Genomic DNA, 26,439 nt, shown 5'->3' on the forward strand with positions numbered 1-26,439 from the left:
AATAATAAGAAAGGAAAATCATGAGCGATAAAACAAAATCACAAAAGATTAGTTTCTTTTCAGCAATGTTAATCGTTGTTGGTGGAACAATTGGTGCTGGTATTTTCTTCGTTTCTAAACAAGTTAATGGCTACTCACAAGGTTCATTACTATTAGCCATCTTTTGTTGAATACTTGCAGCATGTGCTATTGTTGCAATGGGTCTAGCCCTAATCGAAATAGCAAGCGTTCGTAATGATAACTTATCGTTAATCGGTTGAAACAAAGTTTTTAACAGTAGATTCATCTATAAAGGTTCAAAAAACTTTATGGTTTACATCTATTTACCATTAACATACTTCTTTATGCCGTTTTACGTAATCGCATCATTCCAAGAAGGATTAGGAGCCTTTGGTAATAACAAATTTGGAACAGAAGTAGATTGAATCATTTGATTAGTAATTTCACTAGCAATGTCAGCATACTTCATTATTGTTCCAGCAATATGATCAAAAGTAGGGGATATTCAAAATAAAGCTATTTTATCAGTTAAATTTATTCCTCTAGCATTAGTAGCTATCTTAGGATTAGCATTACTATTTTCAGGAAAATCAAACGGATTCCCAATCAAAACAGATTCATTAGAGATTTCTGAATCAATTAAATTGGGAGAATCAATTAAAACATGAACAGGAATGGGTGCAGGATTGGGATTATTCTTAGCTATTGCAGCTATCTTCTTCTCATTCGACGCATTCTATGTTGCAGCAGGTATTTCTTCAGAAATGAAAGAACCTAAAAAAACACCATTAGCAATTTTAATGGGTATTGTAGTTATTACAGTAGTTTACTTATTAATTGCTATAGCTATCTCAGTTAACGGTGGAACAGTATCCGAAATGACTAAAAACCTAGCAAAATTATTAGGTAAAAAAGCATCAGATATAATTTTAGGAATTCTAAACTTATGTATCGCATTTGGTATTTTAGGAATTATTAACTCATACTCAATGTGATCAGCACGTTACGTAGAAGACTTATACGCAGATGGTGACTTACCATTCTGACAAAAATTTTACAAAAAATTAAACCCTAACAAACCATGAGTTGGAGTTAAATTTGGATTAATCATCGCATTACCAATTTCAGCATTATTCGTTACAATTGGTGCAGTAGCCTACAGAGGTGGATTAATTTGAGATGATGAATACGGATCAGGAATGAACTATGTATATGGATTCTGTGATTTAATGGCAACATGAACAGCTTTATTCACATTCGCATTTATAGCATTCGCAATCTTCGGTGCAATTAAAAACCGTAAAACAAACAAAATTGAAATTAAAGAGAAAAAAGCATACTTTATGCCATGTGCATGAATAGCAGTTATTGCTACAATGTTAGCTTTAGGTGTAACATTATTAGTTCCATTCATCGACTTATTTATCCTAGCAGGATTTGATGAAAATACTAAAGCACCAGCATTAGTTGCAGCTGCTCAAGACGCAGTTGAAAAAGCAAAAAACGACCCAGAAAAATTACAAAAAGCACAAGAAGCATTAAAAGCATTAGTCGACGGAAACAATGGATTAGACGCAGCTAGAACATTCTTTAAAGAAACATTATTCTCACGTCTATCAATCATAGTAGTTCTATTCATTTTCTTAGGACTTACATTCTTACCTACAATATTTGAAGACTTAATGGCTAAGAAAAAATTTGGTTCAGTAGCTAAATACGAAGCTTGAAAAGCAGAACAATTATCAAAATAATTCAATTTTATTAAAAACAGGTAACCCCCTGTTTTTTCTTTATATTTTTGCATGTTATTTGTTTTTTTTATGCGGATAAATAAAATAGTAATGTATTTACTAATACGTATATTGATGAATAAAAATATAAAACAATATATAAAAACACCTATTAGTAAGGTGCTTTTTGATTATTAATAATATATTTATTATTATTTGGCTTGTTTCATTGAACGCATAACAGCTTTTATTTGTGATTCTGAAGGTTTACGACCCATTTGTAAGAACATTGCACGAATCATTGATTCTGTTATTGGAGGATTTTCATCTAATTGTTTTTTAAATCTTTTTTGTGCAATGAACATTCCACTAAAGATACCAATTGCTAATGCAACAATAAATGATGATATCGCAATAACTACTACTACTCATGTTTCCATATTATTATCCTTTCTTTCTACTTAATAAAATTCTTTTAACCATCAATATAACAATGAAGGGAATAACTAACAATATTAATATTGATATAAAAAATATTTTAGCGTAAAATCTATTAGTTTTCTGTTTATCTTCCATTATTTTGTTGTAATCAATTACATTTGATCCAACGAAGTTTTCTATTGTTGCTATTCTTGAACGTCTTATCAGCGATATTACAACGTGTAAAACTATTCCAATTACTAATACTGATATAAACACATATATTCAAATCATTGGGTTTGGGAATGAATGTGCAATTCAAGCTTTAAAATCTAAAAAGTATATTGCTTCTTTTGTTTCGGGGTCGATTCCTCTTGATTGTCATCATTGAGCCTCTTTTAGTGATCAAAAGATAGCAATAAATAATCCAAAGTAAAAGACATAAGCAATTGTTAATCAATTATATAAAACTTGTTTCATGACAATTTTTCTATACAATAAAGTAATAAATGCCGGTGTTGAAGTTTCGCCTCTTATAATGTAATTTCTATACTCTTTAGCAGTTTGAATAATACCGTTTAATTCAATAGAATCAATGGCTAGTCTCCATACAACCAGTAGCACACCCACAATGTCTACGACATATCAAAACCAAGGAATATGACCTTCTTTATTAAGCCATATCGGTTTTGTTAAGAAGATTGTAAAAAATGTAATTCCAGTTATTAGTAAAACTAATTCAATAACTATATTGAATAACTTAACTGAACGCTGTCCCTTGAATACTTTGTAAATTCCATTAGGTATAATACCTTTAGGGTCTATTGTTTCAGTTTTTGTTGATTTAAAAGTCTTTGTGTTGATGTTTTGATCTATATCAACTCTTACTGTTTTTGTATTGGAGATATTATTGTTATTATTTCACGGTTTAATATCCATAATCCTCCTTTATTTTTAACGATAAAATTTAATAATTATTATTAAATATATCCATAAATATTTTACACTATTACAAATTTTTATCTTTTTTTAAGCCATTATACTTTTTAAAAAGCTTAAAATTTGCATTGATCTTCAGTAATTTTTTCAATAAAATTGACTGATAACTTTCCATTTAAATAAATTGTTTGGAAAAATAATTCAATTATGGTAGAATAAATGGGCAATGCTAGCAAACAAATTACGTAATTATAGAAGGAGTAAAAATGCCAGGTAAAGACTGATTAACAGGCAAAAAAGCTCAAAGTGGAAACAAGAGATCTCATGCTTTAAACGCAACAAGAAGAACATTTGATCTTAACTTACAAAAAGTTACCATCTTAGACAACGGGCAAAAGAAAAGAATCCGTGTAACCGCTAAAACAGCAAGAACATTAAAAAAATATGGTCTTACTGCTTAATTACATTAATTAAAACTTCCAATCATGGAAGTTTTTTATATTCTCTTCATTTACTTATTTTTCATTTTTCGTTATAATTTTCTTAGTTAAGAGGTGATATGAATATAAAATTCCAAAACGTTTGTGCACATTATAAGAATAATAAAAACAGCGTACTAAAAAACATAAATTTTGAAGCTAAAAAAGGTTCTTGATTAGCGATAGTGGGTCCATCAGGATCTGGTAAAACTTCAATAATAAATACATTTTATGGTGATTTAAAAATTAGTACTGGTTCAATATTTATTGATAATCAAAACTTTTTAAAAAAAAGTTTTTGAAACAAGAGAAAATACTGAAAAAAAATCGGTTTTGTGAGTCAAACTAATAATCTGATTGATACAGACGATGTATATACAAACATAAAAAGAGAATTTTTGTTTCCATGAATTTCAAAAAAACAAAAAGAAATGATTCACACTCTTTTAACTCAGTTTCACATGTTTGAAAAAATATATACTCGTATTGATGAATTAAGTGGGGGCCAAAAACAAAGAGTTGAATTAATTAAGTTATGTTTAAAAAATAAATTGGCAATCTTTTTAGATGAGCCAACTAATAATTTAGATACAAAAACGACTAATATAATTTTTAAGCATTTAAAAAAATGAACACAAAAACATTCAATAACAACAATAGCAGTAATGCATGATTTGGAAGCTGTTAAAGAATTTTTTGATGAATATATAGCAGTAGTGGATGGGGAAATAATCAGTAGTGGTCCAGTAAAATTATTGACAAAAAAAGAATTAAACAATATATATAAGTAAATGAATTGTTATATATTTTTAATTAAAATTAAAACATTATATAATGTTTAATATCAAGGGGGATAAAATGCAAAAAATAGTTAAAAATTCAATAGTTTTTGGAATGGATCATTCTTGAGGTTTGGCTCAAGAAATTCAAGAAATATTAAAAATGGAAATAATTAAACCTAATAAAACTGTGTTTAAAAATGGTGAGGTTATGCTGTCTTCTCCAGTTACTGTGCGTAATTTGGATACTTATTTAATTTGTAATACAGGTAATGCAGTGCATGATCAATTAATGGAAATTTTGATTTTCATTGATTCTTTAAAAAGAGCCGGAGCAAAAAGTATTAATTTAGTTATGACGTGTTATGGTTATGCTCGTCAAGACAGAAAAGCGGGGCCACGTCAACCTATTACAGCGAAGCTTGTGGCGGATTTATTGGAAACTGCGGGAATAAGTAAAATTTTTACAATGGATTTACACAATACTTCTATTCAAGGGTTTTTCAATGTACCAGTTGATGATTTAAATGGTAACTTAATCTTTGCGCATGAATTACGCAAAAGAGGTGAGTTTTTCAGTGTTGTTTCGCCTGATCACGGTGGAACAGTTAGAGCGAGAGGACTTGCGGAGTTAATTTCACAAGATATACAAATAGCTGTTATTGACAAACGTCGTACTGCACCTAATGTAAGTGAAGTTATGGGTATATTAGGGGATGTTAAAAACAAAAACATTATTATCATCGATGACATTATTGATACTGGTGGAACAATAATTAAAGCTGCACATACATTGAAAGAACATGGGGCTAAAAAAATAATCGTTGCTGCATCACACGGTTTATTCTCAAATGGTTTTGAGATGTTTGAAAATGATGATGTAATATCTGAAGTTATGATATTAAATACTATTGAAAGTAATAAGTTTAAAGGTTGAAAAAAACTAAATATTGTTTCATTGGGATTTTTCCTAGCTCATGTTATAAAATCTAACATTGAAAGTGAATCAATTACAGGAATATATAATGCTTACAAAGACGAAGATTTCACAGATTTTGAATAATTATTCCATAAATATATCTGAAGAAAAACTTAACAAATTAGTCAAATATTATGAATTAATTGAAACAAAAAATAAAGTTATGAATTTAACAGGATTTAAAGAAGAAGAATTAGTTATTCAGGGTTTAGTTGAATCTATTCTTTGTTTAAATAAATCATTTAATTTGACTGAAAAAGAAAAATACAAATTAGTTGATATAGGCGCTGGTGCCGGCTTTCCATCAGTTCCTTATTTTATCGTTAACCAAGAAAAAATTGAACTTACAATTATCGAACCCTTAAAAAAACGCTGTGTCTTTTTACAAGAAGTCAGTGATGCTTTAAATTTAAATATTTCAATTATTAATGAAAGAGCTGAAAATATTAAATCGATTGAAGTATTCGATTTAATAACTGCAAGAGCGGTAACACATTTAAAAAATTTAATAGAAATAACTTGTCAATTGGGAAAAATAAATTCACAACAAGTTTTTATAAAAGGTGATAATGCTGACAAGGAAATCAAAGAATCACAAAAAATCATTAATGTTTTAAACGTGAAAGTTAAATCAACAAAATTTAATACTCAAGGAATAAGAAATAACACATTAGTTTCAATAATAAAAAACAAATCTGCACCTAAATTATATCCTCGAGCATGATCAAAAATAATTTCTGATAAGTAAAAAATGAGTCGATCAGATTCATTTTTTTAAATAATTATTAAAAAATAATGTATATAAAATTGATATAAAAATATTATTTTTATAAATTGATGTAAAATAAATCTATTATATTTTAGTTTGACCAAGGAGGGATAATGAAAAAATTATTAAAAGAAGTTTTTAAATCATTATCAAAAAACTTAATTACTGTAGTGTGTTTAACAGTGCTTGTTTTTATAACATGTGGGTTATTCACATTGCTATTTGATGTTAAGAAAAGTTATACATCGTCATTAAATCAATTTAAAAAAGTTTCAAAAATGCAAAACTTAACAGTTGATTTAGATGTTAACCCAAACGGTGAGATTGTCAAAGGTGGATATGAAAATGTAGATGCCGATGGCAATGTTACCAACTCAAAAGAACCAGTGGTTTACATTCCTGACCAAAAACTAAATAAATATCATTTTAAGAAAAACTTATTGAGTATTGAACCACAATATTTGAATTTTATTCCAATCAGCAAAATTAATAAAACTCAAGCTCAAACTAAAACAATGACTAGGGAGTATATTGATTCTGAAGTCTTTCAAACATGATTTAATGAAAGTATCAACAACTTAGGGCCTGTAATTTTTGATACAAATGAAGCTTCAGTTAGATTTATTGATAATACGGAAGTTCACCTATATACTAAAAATAAAGATGGCAATTACATAATTAGCAAAACAACTAATTCAATCAAACCAAATGAAACAATCACATTTGTAGAAGAATACAAACTTGCTGATTTTGCTCAAGTGGTGAACACACCTTCAAATAAAACTAATAACAAACTTGATGATTTTTTAACAAAGGCAAAAAACTTATATATTAACCCAATTACAAAAACAGCCTCATTAAATTACTCGGATTTTCAAAGCTGAAAAAACGAAACAGATGTTGTGATTATTTCAGCTGATAAAGTTCTTGAACAATTAGGTTTTATTGAAAAAAATAATCGCTTTTATTTTGATCAATCAAAAGAAAAAGATTTTGCTTTTGTCGATACATCAAAAGTAACCACAAAAACTATTGATAAAAATGTCAAGTTAAGCAAAACATTTACACTTGAAAATTATATAAAATCATTAAACTTGAGCGAGTTAAAAACAAGTACTTTCAACAAATTTAAATTTGAAAAAGATGTTAAGTACTATTTCCCTAAAAACTGAATTCAAATTAATGAAAATAGAGTTGAATTCTTGCGTCATACATATCGTTTAAATTGAGATAAAAATTTAAATGAAAAAGAATCTAACTGAAAAGGTACCTATCATTCTTTCATTAAAGGAATTTACCAAGAAAATAATAATGAAATTCCTGCAGACATAAATGAATTTTCATTTTGAACTAAAAAAATAAAAAACAAATCCGAATTATTATCGGATCAAAACAATAATGATTCAAAATGAGTATCAAAGTATTCAGCTATTGATATAGATGATATCGATGTTATATTGGAATCTAAAAACAACCAAGTTACACCAGCTGGATTAACGATTGCTAAATTGGAAAATATTCCATCCGATTTAAACCCACTTAAACGGGAAATTGCGTTTAAAAACATTAGTAATACAAACAAATTACAACAAAAAAGAAACTTCATTAGTGTGGGTGCTAACAGTATAGCCCAAAACTCAATCATTAAATATGTTATTGACAAAGTCGGAGAAGAAAATGTCGGACTACGTCAAAGTATGACGGTTTCTTCAATAAATGAAATTAATTCAAACAAAAACATTTTCCACTTTATTAATACTGGTGATAGCGAATACAAAGTTAAAAATGTAAAACAAAACATAGGTCGTCTATTTAATGAGCAATTTGAAAAATCAAGTTTAAATATACCGACAACAGAAAACAATATCGACGATTATTTATTAGTGCCCGATCCTAAATATCCAAATCGTAAAACAAGAATTAAGTCTGAATATGCAAGTTCAATTATTGAAAACATTTATAAGGGTTATACACCTGATCCTGAATATTTAAAAACTGATATACGTTATATAAAATATTTTACATACTATAAAGGGACTCAAATTCCTTATGAAAACGATGGTAAATTAGTTATTTTAGCTTCAACAAACGAACGTAACAAAACTATGCAATATGCCATTACCACTGCAAAAGAAAAAACTCCTGACGGTAAGAAAAAATATATTCTTTTAAGAAAAGATATTATTCAAAACAAAGAAGCATGAATAAAAGCATTATTAACTGAACATCCTTCTGAAATGTCAATTGAAGAACTTGACAAATTCTTAAAAGAATCAAAATTAACCATTCGCGCTAAAATCGGAAAAAAAGGTTGAGCCAAATTAGACAATGATTATGACAATGGAATGTGAATACCGTATATTTATGGGTCAGTATCTTCATCTGCAATTGTAGATATAACTCAAAATAATTCATTGAAAGTATTGGTTAATGATTTCAAAGATGCAGTAATGAATTCAGATTTATCAAAAATGATTACTAAAAAACATTTAGATAAATTCATTAATTCTGGTCAACGCGCAGCAGAAAGAAACGGCGTGCATTCCTTACTATCTACCGGTAAAACTAATGCCATTGTTATACAAGCAACATTATTCGACTGAGTATATGAATTAACTAGCCAAATATCAGAAGAAGAACAAACTATCAACTCTAATGCCAACATTATAATCCAACAGATGTTTAATAACATTATTGACTTCATTTGAAATCAAATCAAATTTGATGAAAATGGGAAACAACGTACACAAGATCAACAATTTGAATACTTAAAACAAGAATTCACAAAAATTGAAAAATTAATGTCTTCAATTACTGGCAGCGAGAGTGGATTCATGTCTTCGATACTACCCGGAGTTAGTTTAAATACAATACTGAATTACTTCAAAAGCATTGATACATTATTTATTTCACTTAAACAATTAATTGCCTCAATAGACTTTATAACATTTTCACAATTAGGTCATCAATGATACAAAGACAATCCTTATAAACCATACACAAATACAAAAGCTAAATATTACACATTAAGTAAAGATGAGATATTAAGTTTCTTATTAAAAAGTATTAAAGAGTCTAAACTGAAAAAAGTGTTGAAAAATATTTTCAATAATATAGATTTCAATAAAGTATTAAATCCGGATGTTGAGGGCAGTTTATTCAAAATCATTGTAAATAATGCTCGAACAGTAAATAAACCATTTACCAACGATGAAGAAGTAACTTTATATAATTTGTTTAACAAATTTAACTATTATAAAGATGATTCGAAAAAAGCATTCACCAATATTCCTGAAGCGATAAATAATTTAATAGAATTAATTGATCTTAAAAAAATGATTGCAAATATTGATTCTTACTTAGCAAAAGGTTTTGTTGCAGATCCTGTAGAAATAAACGGTCAAATATATCAAAATAACTTTACTAAAAAAATTACCAACAGTCAAAAATTGGCGTCCTTAATTTCTTCGCTATTGCATTCAAATAGTGACTCAACAAAAGTTGATGCTAACAAAATATTTCAACTACAAAATTCATTAATTAAATTAGCTAATTTATCATCTAAAACATCTGGAGCTTTAGGATTACAAATTCCGGCTGGAGATGATGAAAGAATTTCTATCAACGATATTGGAACATTTTCTTTAATAAGATTCGAAAATCCTAATAAAAAAGAAGAAAACGATGATCAAATTCAACCATACGATATTGACAAAATTACAAAATTAAAACAAAAAATTGAATTAGCAATAAAACAAAAAGGTGAAAAGTTACGTTTCACATATTCTGAATCATCATTCTTGAATACAGTTGTTTTAGTTACGAAACCAGAATTTGATAATTTAGAACTTGTACTTGGAAAATTAGATAAATATGAAAAATTAATTAAAAAACTAGATTTAAACAACATATTTGGGGAATTTGATAAATACGATTTAAGTTTTGACAGCATTGATAAAAAACCAATGTCATTCGGAGATTATGCATATTACTCTTCGTTATTCAATGAAAAAAAACAATCGGACAAAAAAGAATTCAAACGTACTTTATATAATCAAATTAAACCTTTATTAGGTGCTTTATATTCAAAAAACATTAGTAGTTTAATATCGAACGAATTAAATCTATACAGTGCTTGAATTCAAATCGCATATGATTTATACAATTCAAACCCAAATATCACTCTATCAGAAATCAAAAAATTTGTTTTATCAATTTATGATATGGCAGAAGATAAAAAATTAAAAGAAGTCATTACTAACTATTCAAAAGTAAAAGATCCGATTCCATCATTTAATTCATTATTGGGTTCTGATGAAAATAACTATGCAACATTATTTAAAATAAGTTATGCTTTAGCTAATAATTTTGAAGCTACAAATGAATTGGTAAAAGAAAATAACGTGTTAGACGAAGCATTGCAAAATGTTTTAACAAAACACAATATTTCAAACCAAATAAATGTCATAAAACCAATTGTAGAAAAAAACATTTATCAATTAGTTCAACAATGAGCGTTATTGATTGATTCAAATTGATTCCCAAGCAATTACAAAGAATCACAAGAATTCTTTGTAAACAACTTTATTGATTCTCCAAACAAAGAACAATCATTAATTACATCAATATATGATTTACAGTTATTACAACAACACGCTATAAACAGCTCTAAGTTATCAAAAACATTGAATGTCATTGGGTTTAATTCAGTAATAAACAATCCTTTTGCTATATTGAGTTATCCTCAAATACTTTTATACACTGCTATAAGTAACCAAGAAAACAATGGTAATTTAGCATTGATCGTAAAAAAATTGTTTTCAAACTATGAGTCAGCATCATTAAATCAATTAGAAAAATTATTAAATCCATTATTTGAAAAAGTTGAAATTGTTCAAACTTATGCAGATGGTGTTGTAGATGAAAATATTGCTATTGACTCATCATGATTAGAATCTATTTTAGAAAGTATTTTAGAAATCGACGAAGAAAAACCGGTTATATTTGGACTAAATTTAAAAAATTTATATACTTCATTAATAGGTGCATTAATCGAACAACCTGAAACACGTGTTGGGAATGCATATAACGCAACTACTGCTTATTTAGCAAAAACAAATCAAGCTTATTTAGAAAAAAACAATAAAGAAATTTACAAAGGTGATTTAAGTGAATATTTAAATGATCCTTATAAAATGAGTATTTTTGTTTCTAAACTTGATGCAAAATACAAAATAACAGTAAACTCACTTGAATATATTTTGGTTGGAGTCGATACAACTGCTGACTATTTATATCCAGTTATTGACGAAGAAAACTTACAAGTTGATGTTGAAAAACAAGCGTTGGTTTATGTAAATAACAAGGGATTCAATCGTATGCGCGCTGCAAACCCAACTAATGCTGTTAAAGAATACTTATTGGTTAAATATGAAAAACAACCAAAAGAAATCGTGGAATTACAAACAGATATATCAAACTACATCAAAAATATATCAACCAGTTTTTCTGAAAAAGTATATCTTGATAAGGAAATAGATCCGATAAACCCAGAAAGAAGTATTCGTATTACACTTGTTAAAAAAATAATTAAATCAATTAGTAACATTCAAGTATTCTCATTAATTATTCTAATTGTCCTTATATCGTTAAGTGTTTACTTTGTAATTCGTCGTTACATTAACATGCGTAGCAAGGTTATTGGAATTTTACGTTCACAAGGTTATCGTGAATATCAAATTGCATTTGCGTTCTGTTCATTCTCATGATTAAGTACAATAGTTGGGGGATTATTAGGATATCTAACTGGTCACTTTGCGCAAGGTTTCGCATTTAATTTATTTAGTTCATACTGAACATTACCAACTCAAAGTATTAGTTTTAACTGAATAACGTTATTATCCACACTAGCTGTGCCAACATTAATGATGTCTAGTTTAATATTCATCATCACAATGCTATCAATAAGATTAAAACCAATTGAAATGATGTCGGGATTGAGCGATTTAAATATTGGTAAAATAGCAAGAACATTCGCCTTACCAATTAGAAAATTACCAATTAAAACTAGATTCGTTGGTATGTTAACCATTAATAACTTCTGAAAACTATTTTCACTATTTATTTCCTTCTCAATAACGGCTTTAATTACGATGTTCTCATTATCAAGTATGAATGTGTTTGATAAATCTATTCAAAGAACATACCAACAACGTAATTACCGTTATAAATTAGATCTGGAAACACCTACAACTGAAGGTGGACCATATACAACTTATAATAAGAATGAATTGGATGATAAATTGTATATTCCGGATGATTTATCAGCCACAGCAGGAAATGCGAACGATAACCAAGCTGATTATAATTCACCTTATTACTTTAAACCAGGTTACGTTTTCAATACCGATATTGCTAAAAAACCATTCAATCCAGCAGTATTAACTAAATCTTCATTAGATATTTTATTAGATACAGGATTGACACTGAGTCCTTGAGATGTTGTTTATTCATCTTTACCTGAAACACAGAAATCACGTGTAATACACATATTTAAAAATGTATCGAACAAAATGATGAATACACAGTATTTATGATGAACAAAAGACAAAACAAGATTCAATAAAAAAACATTCGGTGGTGAATACTTAAATCATGTGTATGCAACTGAAACAAATGACCCTAATGGTAAGAAGACATCATTCTTCGCTTATTATGACAAACTTGGTACAGGAACTGCAACGGATGATCCTTTAGGAAGATTCATGTATGTTGAATACAATGAATATAATGATTTTTATGAAAAACCCAAAAACATTAAAACAGATAGAACAAGAATTAAATATAGAAACTTCTTAGTTGCAGCGTATAAATCAATTGATATAAATGATTATTTCATGTCATTCGGTGGGGTTATTTGAAATGACTATACCAATGAAAAATACTCATATGCAAAAACTGAAGTGCAAGGTGAAAATGTAAAATTATATGGTTACAAAGATAAAACCAAGTACATTAAAATAATTGATAATAAAGGGGTTGATTTAACCAACAAACTTTACTCTTATTTTGATAAAGATAAAAAAACATTACCTGAGGATATTAGTAATACAGAACTGCCACTTGTTATTAACAACTTAACGGCTACAAAATATTCATTATCAATAGGTTCTGTAATTGAATTGAAAATTAAAAACGATGTCGATAGATTTGTGGATCAAGTACTAAATTTACCTGTGAAAGAACATAAATATAAATTCAAAGTTATCGGTATTTCAGAAACATATATAAATAATGAATTAATTACTACAAAACCAATAGTTGATAAAATAGTTGGTTTAGATAAATTAACAAAAATTCATCGAGAAACACACAAAAATGAATTAGAAGCTGTTATAAAATGTAATCCCGAACATAAAACAAGATTAATTCAGGAATTCAACGATAAATATGAAGCATTTAATGGTTTATTATCAAATGACCCAATGCCCGAGCAAACAATATCAACATTAACCACATATTCATCAAGTGGTTATTGAGGAGCTATTCAAAATTTCAATGCTAAAAAAGCTGATGATAAATCATTAACAACATTCTTTAAAAAAATCTTTGCTGGATTTATATATAATTCTAACGACGTCAGTGAACCAATGTTAAAACACACAATTGAAGCATATAACAAAATCAATGGAACAAACTTCAATTACGAAGACAAAATCAAGGAATTTTTAAATGTTGAAAATGATGATTACAAATCGTGAGGTAACGGTACATTGACTGGAGAACCGCTTGCGCCAGAAGTTAGAACAAGCATGACAAATGCTATAGAAAAAATGTATGGTGCAGATCTGGGAATTTATGGAAAAGATATATTATACTCAGCTTCTAACGACGTTAACTCTAAAGATATTGAAGCTGGATTCATCAGTGAAATTGCTAATACCATTACCGGTATAACATTGTTCTTTATCATTATTAGTTTCGTAGTGTCAATAATCATTTTAGTAATGATTACTAATTCGATGGTTAGTTCAAATAAACAAGGTATTGCAACGTTCTCTATCCTTGGGTATTCAGCAAAAGAAAAATTATATTTATTCTTCTTTAACTATATTCCAGTTATTATTGGAGCATCGTTAATCACAATCCCAATTACTTATATACTTATTTTATTATTCAACGCTTTTATGATGTCAACCAGTCAAATGGTATTGCCATTATCTTTATACTTATCAACAATATTATTAAGTATGATTGTTTCGTTATTAGTGTTTACAATAACATCAATTATGGCTTGAATAAACTTAAACAAAGTAAAACCAATTTACGTATTGAAAGGAAAATAAAATGGCTTTATTTAAAAAGAAAAATACATCTGAGGTTAAGCAAACAAATGATGAAAATGCATTATCAAAAGATCAATTAAGAAAAATCTGAAAAGCAAATGAAAAACCACGTTCAAAAGATGAATTCATCAATGAAAAAAATACTGGTACTAATATTATTGAATGTAGGGACGTTTGCAAAACATATTTATCAGGATCGAATGCAACTGAAGTTTTAAAAGGTATTGACTTTGAAATTAAAAGAGGTGAAATCGCAGTTTTATTTGGTAAATCTGGTTCAGGTAAATCTACATTACTAAATTTGATTAGTGCTTTAGATAGACCCACATCTGGTCAAATTATCGTAAATAATGTTGCTTTACCATATTTAAGTAATAAAAACCAAACTCTTTTCCGTAGAAATAACATATCATTCATTTTCCAAAACTATAATTTATTGCAAAATTTAAACTCGTATGATAATGTCGAAACTGGTGGTAATTTACAAAAAGATAAAAATAAAAAAATGGATATTAAAAAATTATTCAAAGATTTTGAATTAGAAGAATCAATGTACAAATACCCTTCACAAATGTCGGGTGGACAACAACAACGTGTATCTATTTTGAGAGCATTAGCAAAAAACTCAGAAATAATTGTAGCAGACGAACCAACTGGTGCATTAGATGAAAAAACAAGTTTGATTGTTCAAGATATTTTGATTGATATTAATAGAAAGTACAATTCGACATTAGTAATTGTTAGTCATGATCCTGACATAGCTGCAATAGCGGATAAAGTAATTTATTTAGAACAAGGAAAAATAAAAGAAATTAAAATTCAAAAACGTAATAAACCAACGAAAAAATAATTATAAAAGTTAACGCATCTCAGCGTTAACTTTTTATTTTATTAATATTTATTTTATTGAAAATAACTCATTATTATTGAATAATCGGGTTCTGAAGATACCTCTTTAACGTATTCTACATGAAGTATTTTATTGTTTTCATCAAGAACAAAAACAGCTCTTGTTAGTAAACCTAGTTCTTTAATTTTTGTACCTGTTTTATGACCGAAATCATTAAATAAATACTCGCTTAAAGTAATCAATGTTTTATTGTTTTTAGCAACGCAGTAACGATTCAATGCGAATGGTAAATCGCATGATATTACCGCAGCAGGGAAGTTTAAATTTTTAAACTCATTCATAAATTTAGTAGTTTCCATTTCACACACACCAGTATCTATAGATGGAATTGAGAAAACCAATTTTTTAGTTTGACCTAGCTCTGATAATTCAAATGCACTCATATCGTTTTTTACTGCTTTGAAATTGGGGAATGTGTCGCCGATACTCAATTGACTACCTAATAGCGTAACGCTTTTCCCTTTAAAAGTTATATCCATTTTACTCCTTACTATATAAAAAATTATATAAACAAAATCTAAATAAAAATAATAAAAAACGCATTTGACTGCGTTTTTTTATTGAAATATTAACTTTTTTATTCATTACAGGATTTCAATATTTTTACCCTTAAACTTTTTGTATTCTATTGAATTTTGATATTCGTATTTCTTTTTAGGTATTTTTGTTTGTTTGTATTTTAATCCGAATGTATTTGTTAAATAATCGTTGTACTCACTTATTATTTTGACTTCAAAATTTTTAAAAGTTTTAATTTCTCTTTTATAAGAAATGTTATTAATTCAACTGCTTTTTTTATATGATAGTACATAAAAATAATCATATTTTTTTGCCACTAAAATGTTTGCAAGTTCTTTATATGTTATTGGTTTCAACAATTTTAATAGTGTTTTGGCAATCATTTTTTTCAATAAAATTGATACATTTTTAGCCATTATTTGGCTATTGAAGTGACAAGCTCACATACGCAACTTATTATTAACTTTTTTAATATTTTTTACTTTTTTTTCAGTTGTGGGTATTAATAAATTGATATTCAAAAATGGATAGTCATTGTATATGTTATCAATATTGACTACAAATTTTGGTTGTATATCTGAGTATTTATCGATCATTGTATTATCTAAAATTCTATTAGGAAATAAGTTTTTAAATTGTTCATATGATTTTAAAGTCATCATCACTGAAAAGTTATTTAACACTTGATTATATTGAGTTTGAGTTACAATTTCTAACAAAGTATATTGATCAACACTGTATCAAATGTCATGTTGATCACATAAATAACAAAATTCTTGAAGTATTTTAAATTTATTTTTTTCTACGTTGGTCATATTTGACATTATACTGAATCCAAATGTTTTTTTGTTTTGAAAAACGAAAAGACAATAAAAAAAATACTAATTTAAAACCAAAAAAAGCGTTCATTTTTTTAAAAAATCAAATCAAAATACTAATTTGATATAATTTACTTATTCTAATTTCAAAATTTATGTATTATTATACATAATAACAAAACCAAAATAAGGAGTACAGATGGCAAAAAATGAAAGTTGATTAAAGAAAATAGCACGTTTCAATAGTACAAAAGCACAACAAAATAAACGCCCTAGTTCTACAAAACAACAAGAAGCAGTTACACCAACTAAAAAATGACCAAAATACGTAATTGGCGCATTAATTTTAGGTGTTATTGCATCTGGTATAGCAATACCTTTAGGAATCGCTGCTAAAAAAGAAAAAGAAGATTTTCCAATAATTAAACCGGCAGAAGTTGTTTTTAAATTCAAAACTGCAGATGGTAAGGAAATCGTTATCCCATTTGATCAATTAGAAAAACAAGAAAAAAACATGAATGAGGGTAAATATATTTACTCAAATCTTGAAGATGAAGTAGCATTATTTTTATACAAACAAGAGTATAAAGCCTCAGCAAGATACGAAGCAATATACAATGCAAATAAAGTAAGTTCTAAGAAAAAAAGTTTCAAATTACAATCTATCAAACAAATTGAAGATTCTAAAAAAGCAAACATAAATGAGCTAAAATTGCGTCTACAAAAGCAATTCGGAATTGGTAAGTGAGAAGATAAATTTAAAGAAGAATTGGCAAAACCTCAATACGGACAAGCTAAAAATGAACAAGAAGCAATTAAACATTTAGTTGCTCAAAGAATTAAAAGAGATGCTTTCCGTCGTTTTGAAGTAGCGGTAAATACAGATTGAACATTGGATGAAGTTAAAAACGGTATCAAAGCATCTGCGGATGTTAAATACACTTGATACAACGATGAAACTAAAAAAGATGAAGAAGTAAAACTATTTAATAAAGGCGATGTAATTAAATTTGGCAAAGATTTAAATTTCATTAAATTACACGGTGAAAAACAAAATGCTTATACACCTCAATCTGTAAAAACGAAAGAAGAAGCAGAAATAAAAGTGCACGCTTTATTAACAAGTTCATTTGTTGATGACAAAAAGGATGCTGGTATTTATTTAAATGATTGAATATCGCAAGAACACGTAGTTTATTCAAAATTAACCTTACCATTCATCCCTAATGAAGAATCAGCAGAACTTCCTTTTAAAGTTACAAAAGATAGTATTAAGAAAATTTTAAAATTTACAGATTTTAAAGCAGATGAAACTGGAAACAAAACCAAAATTGATTTACTATTCAATCGTTTAAAAGATTTTAAAGGAATTTCAAACTTTGTAAAAGGTACAAATTTAACTTCACAAGAACAAAATCAAGCTAAAAATGACAAAACAATTTTAGAAGCATTATCAAATGCTAATGCTGAATCTTATGGATCAGATGGATTTAAATCAATTTCAAAAATCTATGAAAATGAAAATGCAAGTTTTTATGTTCCATTTGTTTCAATAATAGACAATAACAGCATTTTTACACCAAAAGTTATAGATAACTTCTTTGAACAATTATTTGAAAAAGTCAAATCCGATTTATTCAATAATGAAGAAGAAATTGTTAATTTATTAAGCAAAAAAGATATTGAATGAACTAAAGAAACCGCAGTGCAAGCTGAAAAAGATAACAAATTGTTAGAACTGAAAATTAATGAAATCGAAAATTTTGAAACTAAAATGGGAAACATTATTAGAGATATTCTTGGACAATCTGAAACAGATAAAAAAGTTAGCACAGTTTATAAATTAAATGGACAAACAGCAATCTTAAACAGCAATGGATTACACTTTATTTCCACAGCCACAGTAAAAACTGAAGAGCAAGCAAGAAAATTAATTCTTTCTGATATTGAAATCAAATCAAAAGAAAAAAAATCCAAATCATTACGTCCGATATTAAATATTGAAACAATTTTTAAAGAAATGTTCACTCCTGATTACATTATTCTTTCAATTTTAAATAATAATGAATTCATCGAATTTGCTAAAAACCAAAACTATAAAGATTATTCAACAGAAAAAGATAAAAAATTCAGTCAAGAAGACATTGAAATGGCTAAAAAATACACTACCATTTTAAATGGTTCAAGACAATTGAGTTTATTGAATCAAAAAACAGCACAAATTAAAGAATACATTGAACAATTAGTTAACAACGAACTAAACACTGACTTTGTATTTGATCAAATCCTTGGTAAATGAGTTGTTAAAAATCATAACGAAAAAGATTTCTTAGGATTTATTTACCCAATTATTGAAAAAAAATTAAACAACAAAGGAGATAAATAATGAAGAAAAAAATATTCTATTATTCACTTGCATCATTAAGTGCACTTGCTCCTTTAGTTGCGGCCCCAGTAGTTTCATGTACCAAAACAGATCCATTGGATAAAAATATTCGCGGAAAACAAAATACAATACTAAAAAGTCAAGCAACAAAAAACAACATTTTAGAACAAGTTTCGAATGGTTGAATCATGTCGCTATATTCAAGCGAATTAAAAAATATCGATTCAAAAGTTAAAGACAAACTTGCGAAATTATTTGAGAATAAAAATTCTGCTTACTATAAAGATTTCAAAACATTTTTTGATATATATACTGAAAGATCGCTAAAAAACAACCCGCAACACTTCAAAATATTAAAACAAGAGTTATTAACAAATGGTGTTAATGTACTTGAATTCAACCCAGTAATGAATCAAAAAATGACTGATGACGATATGGAATTCTTATATAAAAATTCTTCTAAATTATCAAATGGTGTTCGTACTCAAATTCATAAAATGATGACAGTATACAATTATTTAACTAAATCAAGAAATGAAGCAATGAATTTCACTATCAATCAAGCAACTAAAAATGATATTTCATTAGAAAAAATCGATACAAAAGATTATAGTGAATATGATAAAGAAAGATTTGAGTTATTAGATTTGGCTTCTGCTGATGTATTTTTAGTTAAATACTTATTGGATAACAAACTTGTTGAAAGTTGATCATTCAAAAGAAAAGAAAATGCTCAGTTATGACAAAACCATGCTGAAATCAATTCAATTGAACAATACAATGAATTGATTAAAAATAACGAAATTAAATACACAACAGCTAAAAACGAAAGTTTAAAAATTGGTTTAAAAAACAATGAATTAGACGACTTACGTGGATACAATGGAATTGTCAAATTCACAGGCACAGCAGCTGACAAATTATCATATTCAAATTATTGAATTAAAAATAATAAACACTTAGTTCATGGATTTATTGACCCTAACTCATCAAATATTTATTCAATGAACAATTTACACTTTAATCAAATTGTTATTGATTCAATACAAACTAAACCAGAATTTAAATTAAAAGATTCATCCAAAGACAAAAAAGATGGATTCACAAAAGAAGACTTTGAAGTAACGGGTTGAGATTACGATTCTACTAAAAAAGAATTTACTAAAAAATATTCTGAAAAAACATTCAAATTAATAATTGATCGTGTAGAAAAAATTAATTTTGAAAACAAAAACAAAGAACTTGAAACAAACATTACTTTAACAATCAAACTTTCTGCTCCTGAATTAGGTGAAGATTCAACATTTGTATACACTGATGAATTATTCGATAAAAAAGCAACAACTCAAACAGAATTTGAACAAGAAAAATTCCCCTCAACAGTTAACTTATTCGTTAAATCTTCTAATGAGTTAAAGGGAGAATATTTAATTAAAATCGTTCCAGTAACTAAAAAAATTACTGTAAAAGAAAATAATAAAGATGTTTCTAAAAATAAAGCAACATTGGAAAATACTTTATGAGGAGAAACTAAAAACAAAGATTTATTAGTTAAAAATATCATTAATAATGATTTAGATAACTTATACAAACAAGCTTCAAAATATTATTCAAAACTTGGGTTCGGTATTCAAAAAGATTCAATTGATAAAACAATCATTGACTTTTTAAAAGTTGAAAATTTAATCGATTAATATTTCAAAAAAATAGCACATCGCACGATGTGTTATTTTTTAAATTATTAACTATTTGGATCAGATTTTAAAATTGCTAAGAATGCTTCTTGAGGAACTTCTACTGAACCGATTGATTTCATCCGTTTTTTACCAGCTTTTTGTTTTTTTAGTAGTTTTTGTCTACGGGTAACGTCTCCTCCGTATAACTTAGCTGTAACATCCTTTCGATAAGCTTTAACTGTTTCTCTTGCAATAATTTTTCCACCAATTGCGGCTTGTATTGGAACTTCAAAGTTTTGACGTGGAATAACTGTTTTTAGTTTTTCACATAATTCGCGACTTCTTATATATGCCGAATCGCGGTGAACAATCATTGCTAAAGCATCAATCTTTTCACTATTTAGTAAAATATCAACTTTTACTAAATCACTTTCTCTAACACCAATAAAATCGTATTCAAACGAAGCATAACCTTTTGAATTTGATTTCATTAAATCAAAGAAATCAAAAATAATTTCATTCAATGGTAATTCGTAAATTAAACGTCTACGATTATCATCAATATGTTCTAAATCAACATATTTACCACGTTTATTTTGGCATAGTTCCATCATAGCACCCAAATATTCTTGTGGCACAAAAATACTTGCCTTGATAAATGGTTCTTCGATTGTTTCAATATAATTTCTTTCCGGTAATAATGAAGGGTTTGTTATATTCAATACCTCTCCATTTGTCTGAGTTACATAAAACTCAACGCTAGGCGCAGTTGCAATAATTTCCAAGTTAAATTCTCTTTCGAGCCTTTCTTGTAATATTTCCATATGCAACATCCCAAGGAATCCAATACGGAAACCGAATCCTAATGCTTTAGATGTTTCAGGTTGATAACTGATTGATGAATCGGATAATGAAATTTTTTCTAGTGCATCCTTTAAATCATTATAGTCACGTGTATCAACTGGGTAAAATCCAGTATATACAACAGGTTTTAATTTTTTATATCCTGGTAATGGTGCGCTAGCTGGATTATTTACAAGAGTTATTGTATCACCAATTTGAATGTCTTTAGCGTCTCTAATTGATGCTGCTATTCAACCTACTTCTCCAGCTTCTAAGTATTCACGTTTTTGTTCTTTTGGGGTTCTAATACCTAATTCAACAACGTGAAATTCTTTTTTGTTGTGCATTAATTTAAAATCATCACCCACTGACAATTTACCATTGAATAATCTGACTAATAAAATAACACCTCTGTATGAGTCAAAATATGAGTCAAATATTAATCCAGTTAATGGTTTTTCAGTATCAGCCTCTTTAGGAGCGGGTATACGTTCAATAACTGCATCAATAACTTGTTCAATTCCAATACCGGTTTTAGCTGATACCAAGATAGCATCAGAAGCATCAATACCTATAACATTTTCAATTTCTTGTTTAACCATATCAGGGTTAGCAGACGGCAAATCAATTTTATTAATAATAGGTATAATTTCTAAATTATGTTCCAAAGCTAAATATACGTTGGCAAGTGTTTGCGCTTCGATACCTTGTGTTGCATCAACTAATAATAAAACACCCTCACAAGCTGCTAATGATCTAGAAACTTCGTATGTAAAATCGACGTGTCCTGGGGTATCGATTAAATGAAATACATAATCTTTATATTTGATTTGTACCGCATTTAATTTGATTGTTATACCTCTTTCACGTTCAAGATCCATTGTATCTAAATGTTGTGTTTCTAAATCACGTTTTTCAACAGTATCAGTAATTTCTAAAATACGGTCCGCCAATGTGCTTTTACCGTGATCAATATGTGCAATAATTGCGAAATTTCTTATTTTTTTATTTGTCATAAATTTAATTGTAACTGAAAATATTTTTTTTAATTGATAGTTATTAGAATAAAAAAAATTGTTTACAATATTAATATACATTCTTATAACATTAATGTAAAAATATAAGTAAGAAAGGCTAAAAATGAATTTTGTTTGAGTAAATGCAATACTATTGATCATAGGTTATTTTATAGGTTCATTAAATTTGAGTGTATTCCTCACAAAGAAAAAAAATACAGATATAAGAACACTTGGTTCAAAAAATGCGGGTGCAACTAACACAATGCGTATTTTTGGAAAAAAAATGGGCTTATTAGTATTTTTATTCGATGTACTTAAAGCGTATTTACCAATCATTATTGCATTTCTAATTAAAGATTACGCGTTGATAAAAAATGGTTATGAAATTGGTTATTGTATTGTGCCTGTAATAATTGGTCTAGGATCACTTATTGGACACATATTTCCAATTTACCACAACTTTAAAGGTGGCAAGGGCGCAGCAACCTTTTTAGGTATTATTGTTGCAATTAATCCATTGTTTTTTGTTATTGGTTTTGTTATTTTTGTTTCAATAGTTTACAGTTCAAAATATGTATCCCTTGGATCTATTATTGCCCCATTCATATTAGTGTGTTTATCATTTATTCCTTGATTCGCTGTTGGTTCATTAGGTTTTACTCATTCAGTTAATTTACAAGATCATTGATATGTGATTGGAATTGTTGCGTTAATTGCCGATATTTTTGTCATAGTTAAACATTCTAGCAATATAAAAAGATTGCTCGCACACAAAGAAAATAGATTGAAAATCTCTAATAAATAAGAATTATTTATGCTGAAAATTTAAAAATATCAATATAAATAACCGTTTTTGAAGAGAAAACATGTAAAACTTAAGTAAATACAATTGTATTAATATATAATATACTTAGTTTGAAAAGCATTTTAGAATGTAATAAACCAAAATTATACATAGGAGAATTTATGAAAAAACAAAATCCGAAATTACAAAAAGAATGAATAGCACAACACGGACAACACTCATACAACGTTGTTCCTAAAGATGCTGAAATGAATGTTGTTTTTGTTGATAAAAAAAGAAGATGACCAAGAATATTGTTGTGAATAATTTATGCAATTTTAATTATTTTAGCAACAATTCTTGTTGCAACAACAATTGCTTATGTGGCTGACTTTATTATTTATAAAGGAACTGATCAAGATGGTTTACTATGAACAGTAGCACAAAGACAAAAAGGTTTATTTAGATAATTGTTAATTAAAAACTTCGCAGAGCGAAGTTTTTTTATTATATTAATGAATCGAATATATCATCTCCGGTTTCAAGTAGATCACAATCAAAGTTTCTTGCAACAATGTTCCCAGCTGTACCTAATCCTTTTAAAGGTTCTTTAATCACTTTTGGTTTTTTAAATGATTTTGAAAAGACTGTTAATGGCAATGCTTCTCTTGTATGATCTGAACCTTTTCAAGTTGGATCGTTTCCATGATCTGATGTCATAATTAATAAATCTTCTTCATTCATTGAATTAATTAGTTTGGTTAATTTTACGTCCAGTCTAGAAATATTTTCACTGTATCCTTCCGGATTACGACGGTGACCGTAATGTGAATCAAATTGAACTAAATTAACAAATATGAATTGGTTTTCCGAATTACTTGCAGCTATATCAATTGCAATATCCATATTTTCGTCGTCACTTGCTGGCCCGTAAATAGTTTGAATTCCTACACCTGAAAAAATATCTTTAATTTTTCCGACTCCAATTGTTTCCACACCTTTTTCTTGCAATTGCTCTAATAAAGTTTTTTTAGGAGGAACATTTGCGTGATCATGTCTGTTAAAGGTTCTTGTAAAATCACCATTTCTACCTATGTAAGGTCTTGAAATAACTCTAGCAACATTTCAATCCGGATTGCTTGAACAAATTTCACGAGCCTTTTTAGCATACTCGTTTAATTTGTCTAACCCCAATGTTTCTTCGTGTCCACAAATTTGTAATGTTGAATCCGCTGAAGTGTAAACAATAATTTCACCAGTTTCCATTGATCTTTGACCTAATTCTTTTAAAATAACCGTTCCACTTTCAGCTCTATTTCCTATTAATTTTCTACCATCTCACGCCTTAGATAAAGCATCTAACATATCTTGCGGAAATCCTTTTTCAATAAATTGTGGACTGGGTTTTAATGTTAATATTCCCATCATTTCTCAGTGACCTGTTAAGGTATCCTTACCATTTGACATTTCATGTATTCTACCGACATAAGCCAATGGTTTTTTATTTCTGGCAACGTGTCCAGCCATTTTTGCTACTTCGGTTATTCCTAATTTTTTTCATGTAGGAATATTTAAAGGCAACACTTCCGAAGCATGCAAGAAACTATTTGCTCCTTTATCTCCAAATTCTTCTTGCCTTGGTTCTTCCCCAATTCCTAGTCCATCAGTTACAATCATAAATATACGTTTAAATTTTTTCATTTTATCTCCTTGTTGGTATGTATATAAATTTTAATATAAATATTAAATTAATAACACTATATTGACTAAATATAAAAATTTTAATAATTTTTTGTTTGAGTTCATATATAAAATAAAATTTTCGTAAAAAAAGCCAATTAGCTATTTTTTGAATACTTTTTGAACGTATTTGGAATTAAATAAGAATAATACACTCCCTCAGTCTAAATCAAACGTTACTGTGTCACCAACTTTATATTCTGTTGTAGAATTGGTGTAATCGATTATCATGTAATCACTTGAACCACCCAAGATTTCAATGTTTTTGTCTACCGGATACAGAGCGTCAAATGGAGCATCTAATTTACCAATAGATAATATCATCCTTTTTATCATACCTTTATCTTCAAAAACTGGCTTATGCCCGAATGCATCAATACCAGCTTTACCAATGGGCATTGAACTTTTATAATCTGTAGATACTACTCTAGCCTTTAATTGAAAAGCGTCACGATGCATTCCTTCAATTGTTTCACGATACATATCTTCAGTGCCGAAAATCATTGAGAATCCCATTCTTAAAAAATTAACCTCTTTAGGCATTGTGTTTTCTCAAACCATGTGCAAACTCAATGAGTTACCACCCGAAATATGTGTTAAATTCTTTTTTAAAACCTTTTCAAATTCATTTTTGCAATTAATAAATATATTCATAGCTTCTTTAGAAGGGACTCTAGCTCCATAGCATCCAAAGTTGCAACCTATACCAATAGTGTTAATATTTTTCAATAACTTTAATTCATTTGCAATAGTTAAAGTATCTTCTGGCAAAATACCTTCACGTCTGTCTCCGAGGTCTATCATTAAAACAATATCATGAGGTTTCAATTGATTTTTTTCAATGTATTGATCAATGAGTTTGATCATATTTATATCGCCTTGTAATGATGAATCACATAAAGATAACATTCTTGGGATTTCTTCAATTGATGGCATTTTTAAAAATTGTTTATGCCCTTCAATATCTTTGAATACTTCGAAATTGTCCAACCTTGAATCACCAAAGAAAGTTATACCGCTTTCTTTATATAGTTCAGCCATTCTTCTGTTTCCAGTAAAACCTTTTGTCACTGCTAAAATTTCAATATTTTTTTTATTGCATATTTCTTTTGCAACTGCAATATTTTTTTTGAATTTATTTTCATCAATGATTAATTGTGGAAATTTTTCCATCTCTCCCCCTAAATAGTCATTTAATATATTTATTTAATTATATAAAAAACCTAGTTTAAATGCTCTTTTCACAAGAATCAAATATTATTGAATTAATATTTTTAACCTTCAATAATTTATAATTTATAAAT

At 27.9% G+C, this 26,439-nt stretch carries 18 protein-coding genes; 11 read left to right on the forward strand and 7 right to left on the reverse strand.

Features of this window, described 5'->3' with window-relative positions; translation table 4 throughout:
* The first annotated feature begins 20 nt into the window (after positions 1-20).
* Positions 21-1,751, forward strand: coding sequence for an APC family permease (locus HGG69_RS01270; RefSeq protein WP_169605002.1), 1,731 nt, complete (start codon positions 21-23; stop codon positions 1,749-1,751).
* Between the two features lie 191 nt (positions 1,752-1,942).
* Here the strand turns inward: HGG69_RS01270 and HGG69_RS01275 are convergent, their stop codons facing one another.
* Together HGG69_RS01275 and HGG69_RS01280 are read right to left on the reverse strand one after the other, a co-directional pair.
* Positions 1,943-2,170 carry a YneF family protein gene (locus HGG69_RS01275; protein ID WP_169605003.1) on the reverse strand — a complete coding sequence of 76 codons (228 nt, stop codon included), beginning with the start codon at positions 2,168-2,170 and terminating at the stop codon, positions 1,943-1,945.
* Between the two features lie 4 nt (positions 2,171-2,174).
* Positions 2,175-3,089, reverse strand: a complete 915-nt coding sequence (locus HGG69_RS01280) for an MSC_0882 family membrane protein (protein ID WP_169605004.1) — start codon at positions 3,087-3,089, stop codon at positions 2,175-2,177.
* A 266-nt stretch (positions 3,090-3,355) separates the two neighbouring features.
* On the opposite strand from HGG69_RS01280, the gene rpmB reads away from it, so the two are divergent.
* The 6 genes from rpmB to HGG69_RS01310 all read left to right on the forward strand — a co-directional run bounded on the left by rpmB (position 3,356) and on the right by HGG69_RS01310 (position 15,290).
* Positions 3,356-3,550: a 50S ribosomal protein L28 gene (rpmB, locus tag HGG69_RS01285; RefSeq protein ID WP_169605005.1), complete on the forward strand. Its 195-nt coding sequence runs from the start codon at positions 3,356-3,358 to the stop codon at positions 3,548-3,550.
* A 98-nt stretch (positions 3,551-3,648) separates the two neighbouring features.
* The gene (locus HGG69_RS01290) at positions 3,649-4,359 is read left to right on the forward strand and encodes an ATP-binding cassette domain-containing protein (RefSeq protein WP_169605006.1); all 711 of its coding nucleotides are present in this window, start codon (positions 3,649-3,651) and stop codon (positions 4,357-4,359) included.
* Positions 4,360-4,426: 67 nt separating this feature from the next.
* A complete protein-coding gene (locus HGG69_RS01295; RefSeq protein WP_169605007.1) occupies positions 4,427-5,410 on the forward strand; it encodes a ribose-phosphate diphosphokinase in 984 nt (327 codons plus the stop codon).
* Positions 5,373-6,074, forward strand: coding sequence for a 16S rRNA (guanine(527)-N(7))-methyltransferase RsmG (gene rsmG, locus HGG69_RS01300; protein WP_169605008.1), 702 nt, complete (start codon positions 5,373-5,375; stop codon positions 6,072-6,074). The genes HGG69_RS01295 and rsmG overlap by 38 nt, the downstream gene beginning before the upstream one ends.
* A gap of 134 nt (positions 6,075-6,208) precedes the next feature.
* Entirely contained in the window at positions 6,209-14,440 is an 8,232-nt protein-coding gene (locus tag HGG69_RS01305; RefSeq protein ID WP_169605009.1) for an ABC transporter permease, read from the forward strand.
* A gap of 1 nt (position 14,441) precedes the next feature.
* Positions 14,442-15,290, forward strand: a complete 849-nt coding sequence (locus tag HGG69_RS01310; protein WP_169605010.1) for an ABC transporter ATP-binding protein — start codon at positions 14,442-14,444, stop codon at positions 15,288-15,290.
* A gap of 53 nt (positions 15,291-15,343) precedes the next feature.
* Here HGG69_RS01310 and tpx read toward each other — a convergent pair whose 3' ends face one another.
* Positions 15,344-15,829, reverse strand: a complete 486-nt coding sequence (tpx, locus tag HGG69_RS01315; RefSeq protein ID WP_169605011.1) for a thiol peroxidase — start codon at positions 15,827-15,829, stop codon at positions 15,344-15,346.
* Positions 15,830-15,934: 105 nt separating this feature from the next.
* Positions 15,935-16,684 carry a hypothetical protein gene (locus tag HGG69_RS01320; protein ID WP_169605012.1) on the reverse strand — a complete coding sequence of 250 codons (750 nt, stop codon included), beginning with the start codon at positions 16,682-16,684 and terminating at the stop codon, positions 15,935-15,937.
* 202 nt (positions 16,685-16,886) lie between these two features.
* Here HGG69_RS01320 and HGG69_RS01325 point away from each other — a divergent pair, with 202 nt between their 5' ends.
* Both HGG69_RS01325 and HGG69_RS01330 read left to right on the forward strand, forming a co-directional pair.
* The gene (locus HGG69_RS01325; RefSeq protein WP_169605013.1) at positions 16,887-19,073 is read left to right on the forward strand and encodes a HinT-interacting membrane complex protein P80; all 2,187 of its coding nucleotides are present in this window, start codon (positions 16,887-16,889) and stop codon (positions 19,071-19,073) included.
* On the forward strand, positions 19,073-20,767 hold the full coding sequence (locus tag HGG69_RS01330) for a HinT-interacting membrane complex lipoprotein P60 (protein ID WP_169605014.1): 1,695 nt from the start codon (positions 19,073-19,075) through the stop codon (positions 20,765-20,767). Before HGG69_RS01325 ends, HGG69_RS01330 begins: the two co-directional genes overlap by 1 nt.
* A gap of 47 nt (positions 20,768-20,814) precedes the next feature.
* On the opposite strand, the gene lepA is transcribed toward HGG69_RS01330, so the two are convergent.
* Positions 20,815-22,608 carry a translation elongation factor 4 gene (gene lepA, locus HGG69_RS01335; protein WP_169605015.1) on the reverse strand — a complete coding sequence of 598 codons (1,794 nt, stop codon included), beginning with the start codon at positions 22,606-22,608 and terminating at the stop codon, positions 20,815-20,817.
* A gap of 124 nt (positions 22,609-22,732) precedes the next feature.
* Between lepA and plsY the strand changes: the two genes are divergently transcribed.
* Together plsY and HGG69_RS01345 are read left to right on the forward strand one after the other, a co-directional pair.
* The gene (plsY, locus tag HGG69_RS01340; protein WP_169605016.1) at positions 22,733-23,416 is read left to right on the forward strand and encodes a glycerol-3-phosphate 1-O-acyltransferase PlsY; all 684 of its coding nucleotides are present in this window, start codon (positions 22,733-22,735) and stop codon (positions 23,414-23,416) included.
* A gap of 161 nt (positions 23,417-23,577) precedes the next feature.
* Positions 23,578-23,865 (forward strand): hypothetical protein, encoded by a 288-nt coding sequence (locus tag HGG69_RS01345; RefSeq protein WP_237077118.1) that lies wholly within the window; start codon positions 23,578-23,580, stop codon positions 23,863-23,865.
* A gap of 37 nt (positions 23,866-23,902) precedes the next feature.
* Here the strand turns inward: HGG69_RS01345 and HGG69_RS01350 are convergent, their stop codons facing one another.
* Together HGG69_RS01350 and HGG69_RS01355 are read right to left on the reverse strand one after the other, a co-directional pair.
* Positions 23,903-25,096, reverse strand: coding sequence for a phosphopentomutase (locus tag HGG69_RS01350; protein ID WP_169605017.1), 1,194 nt, complete (start codon positions 25,094-25,096; stop codon positions 23,903-23,905).
* A 141-nt stretch (positions 25,097-25,237) separates the two neighbouring features.
* Entirely contained in the window at positions 25,238-26,308 is a 1,071-nt protein-coding gene (locus HGG69_RS01355; protein ID WP_169605018.1) for an alanine/ornithine racemase family PLP-dependent enzyme, read from the reverse strand.
* Between the last annotated feature and the right edge of the window lie 131 nt (positions 26,309-26,439).

The sequence above is a fragment of the Mycoplasma phocoenae genome, assembly GCF_012934855.1.
Taxonomy (GTDB): Bacteria; Bacillota_I; Bacilli_A; order Mycoplasmatales; family Metamycoplasmataceae; genus Metamycoplasma; species Metamycoplasma phocoenae.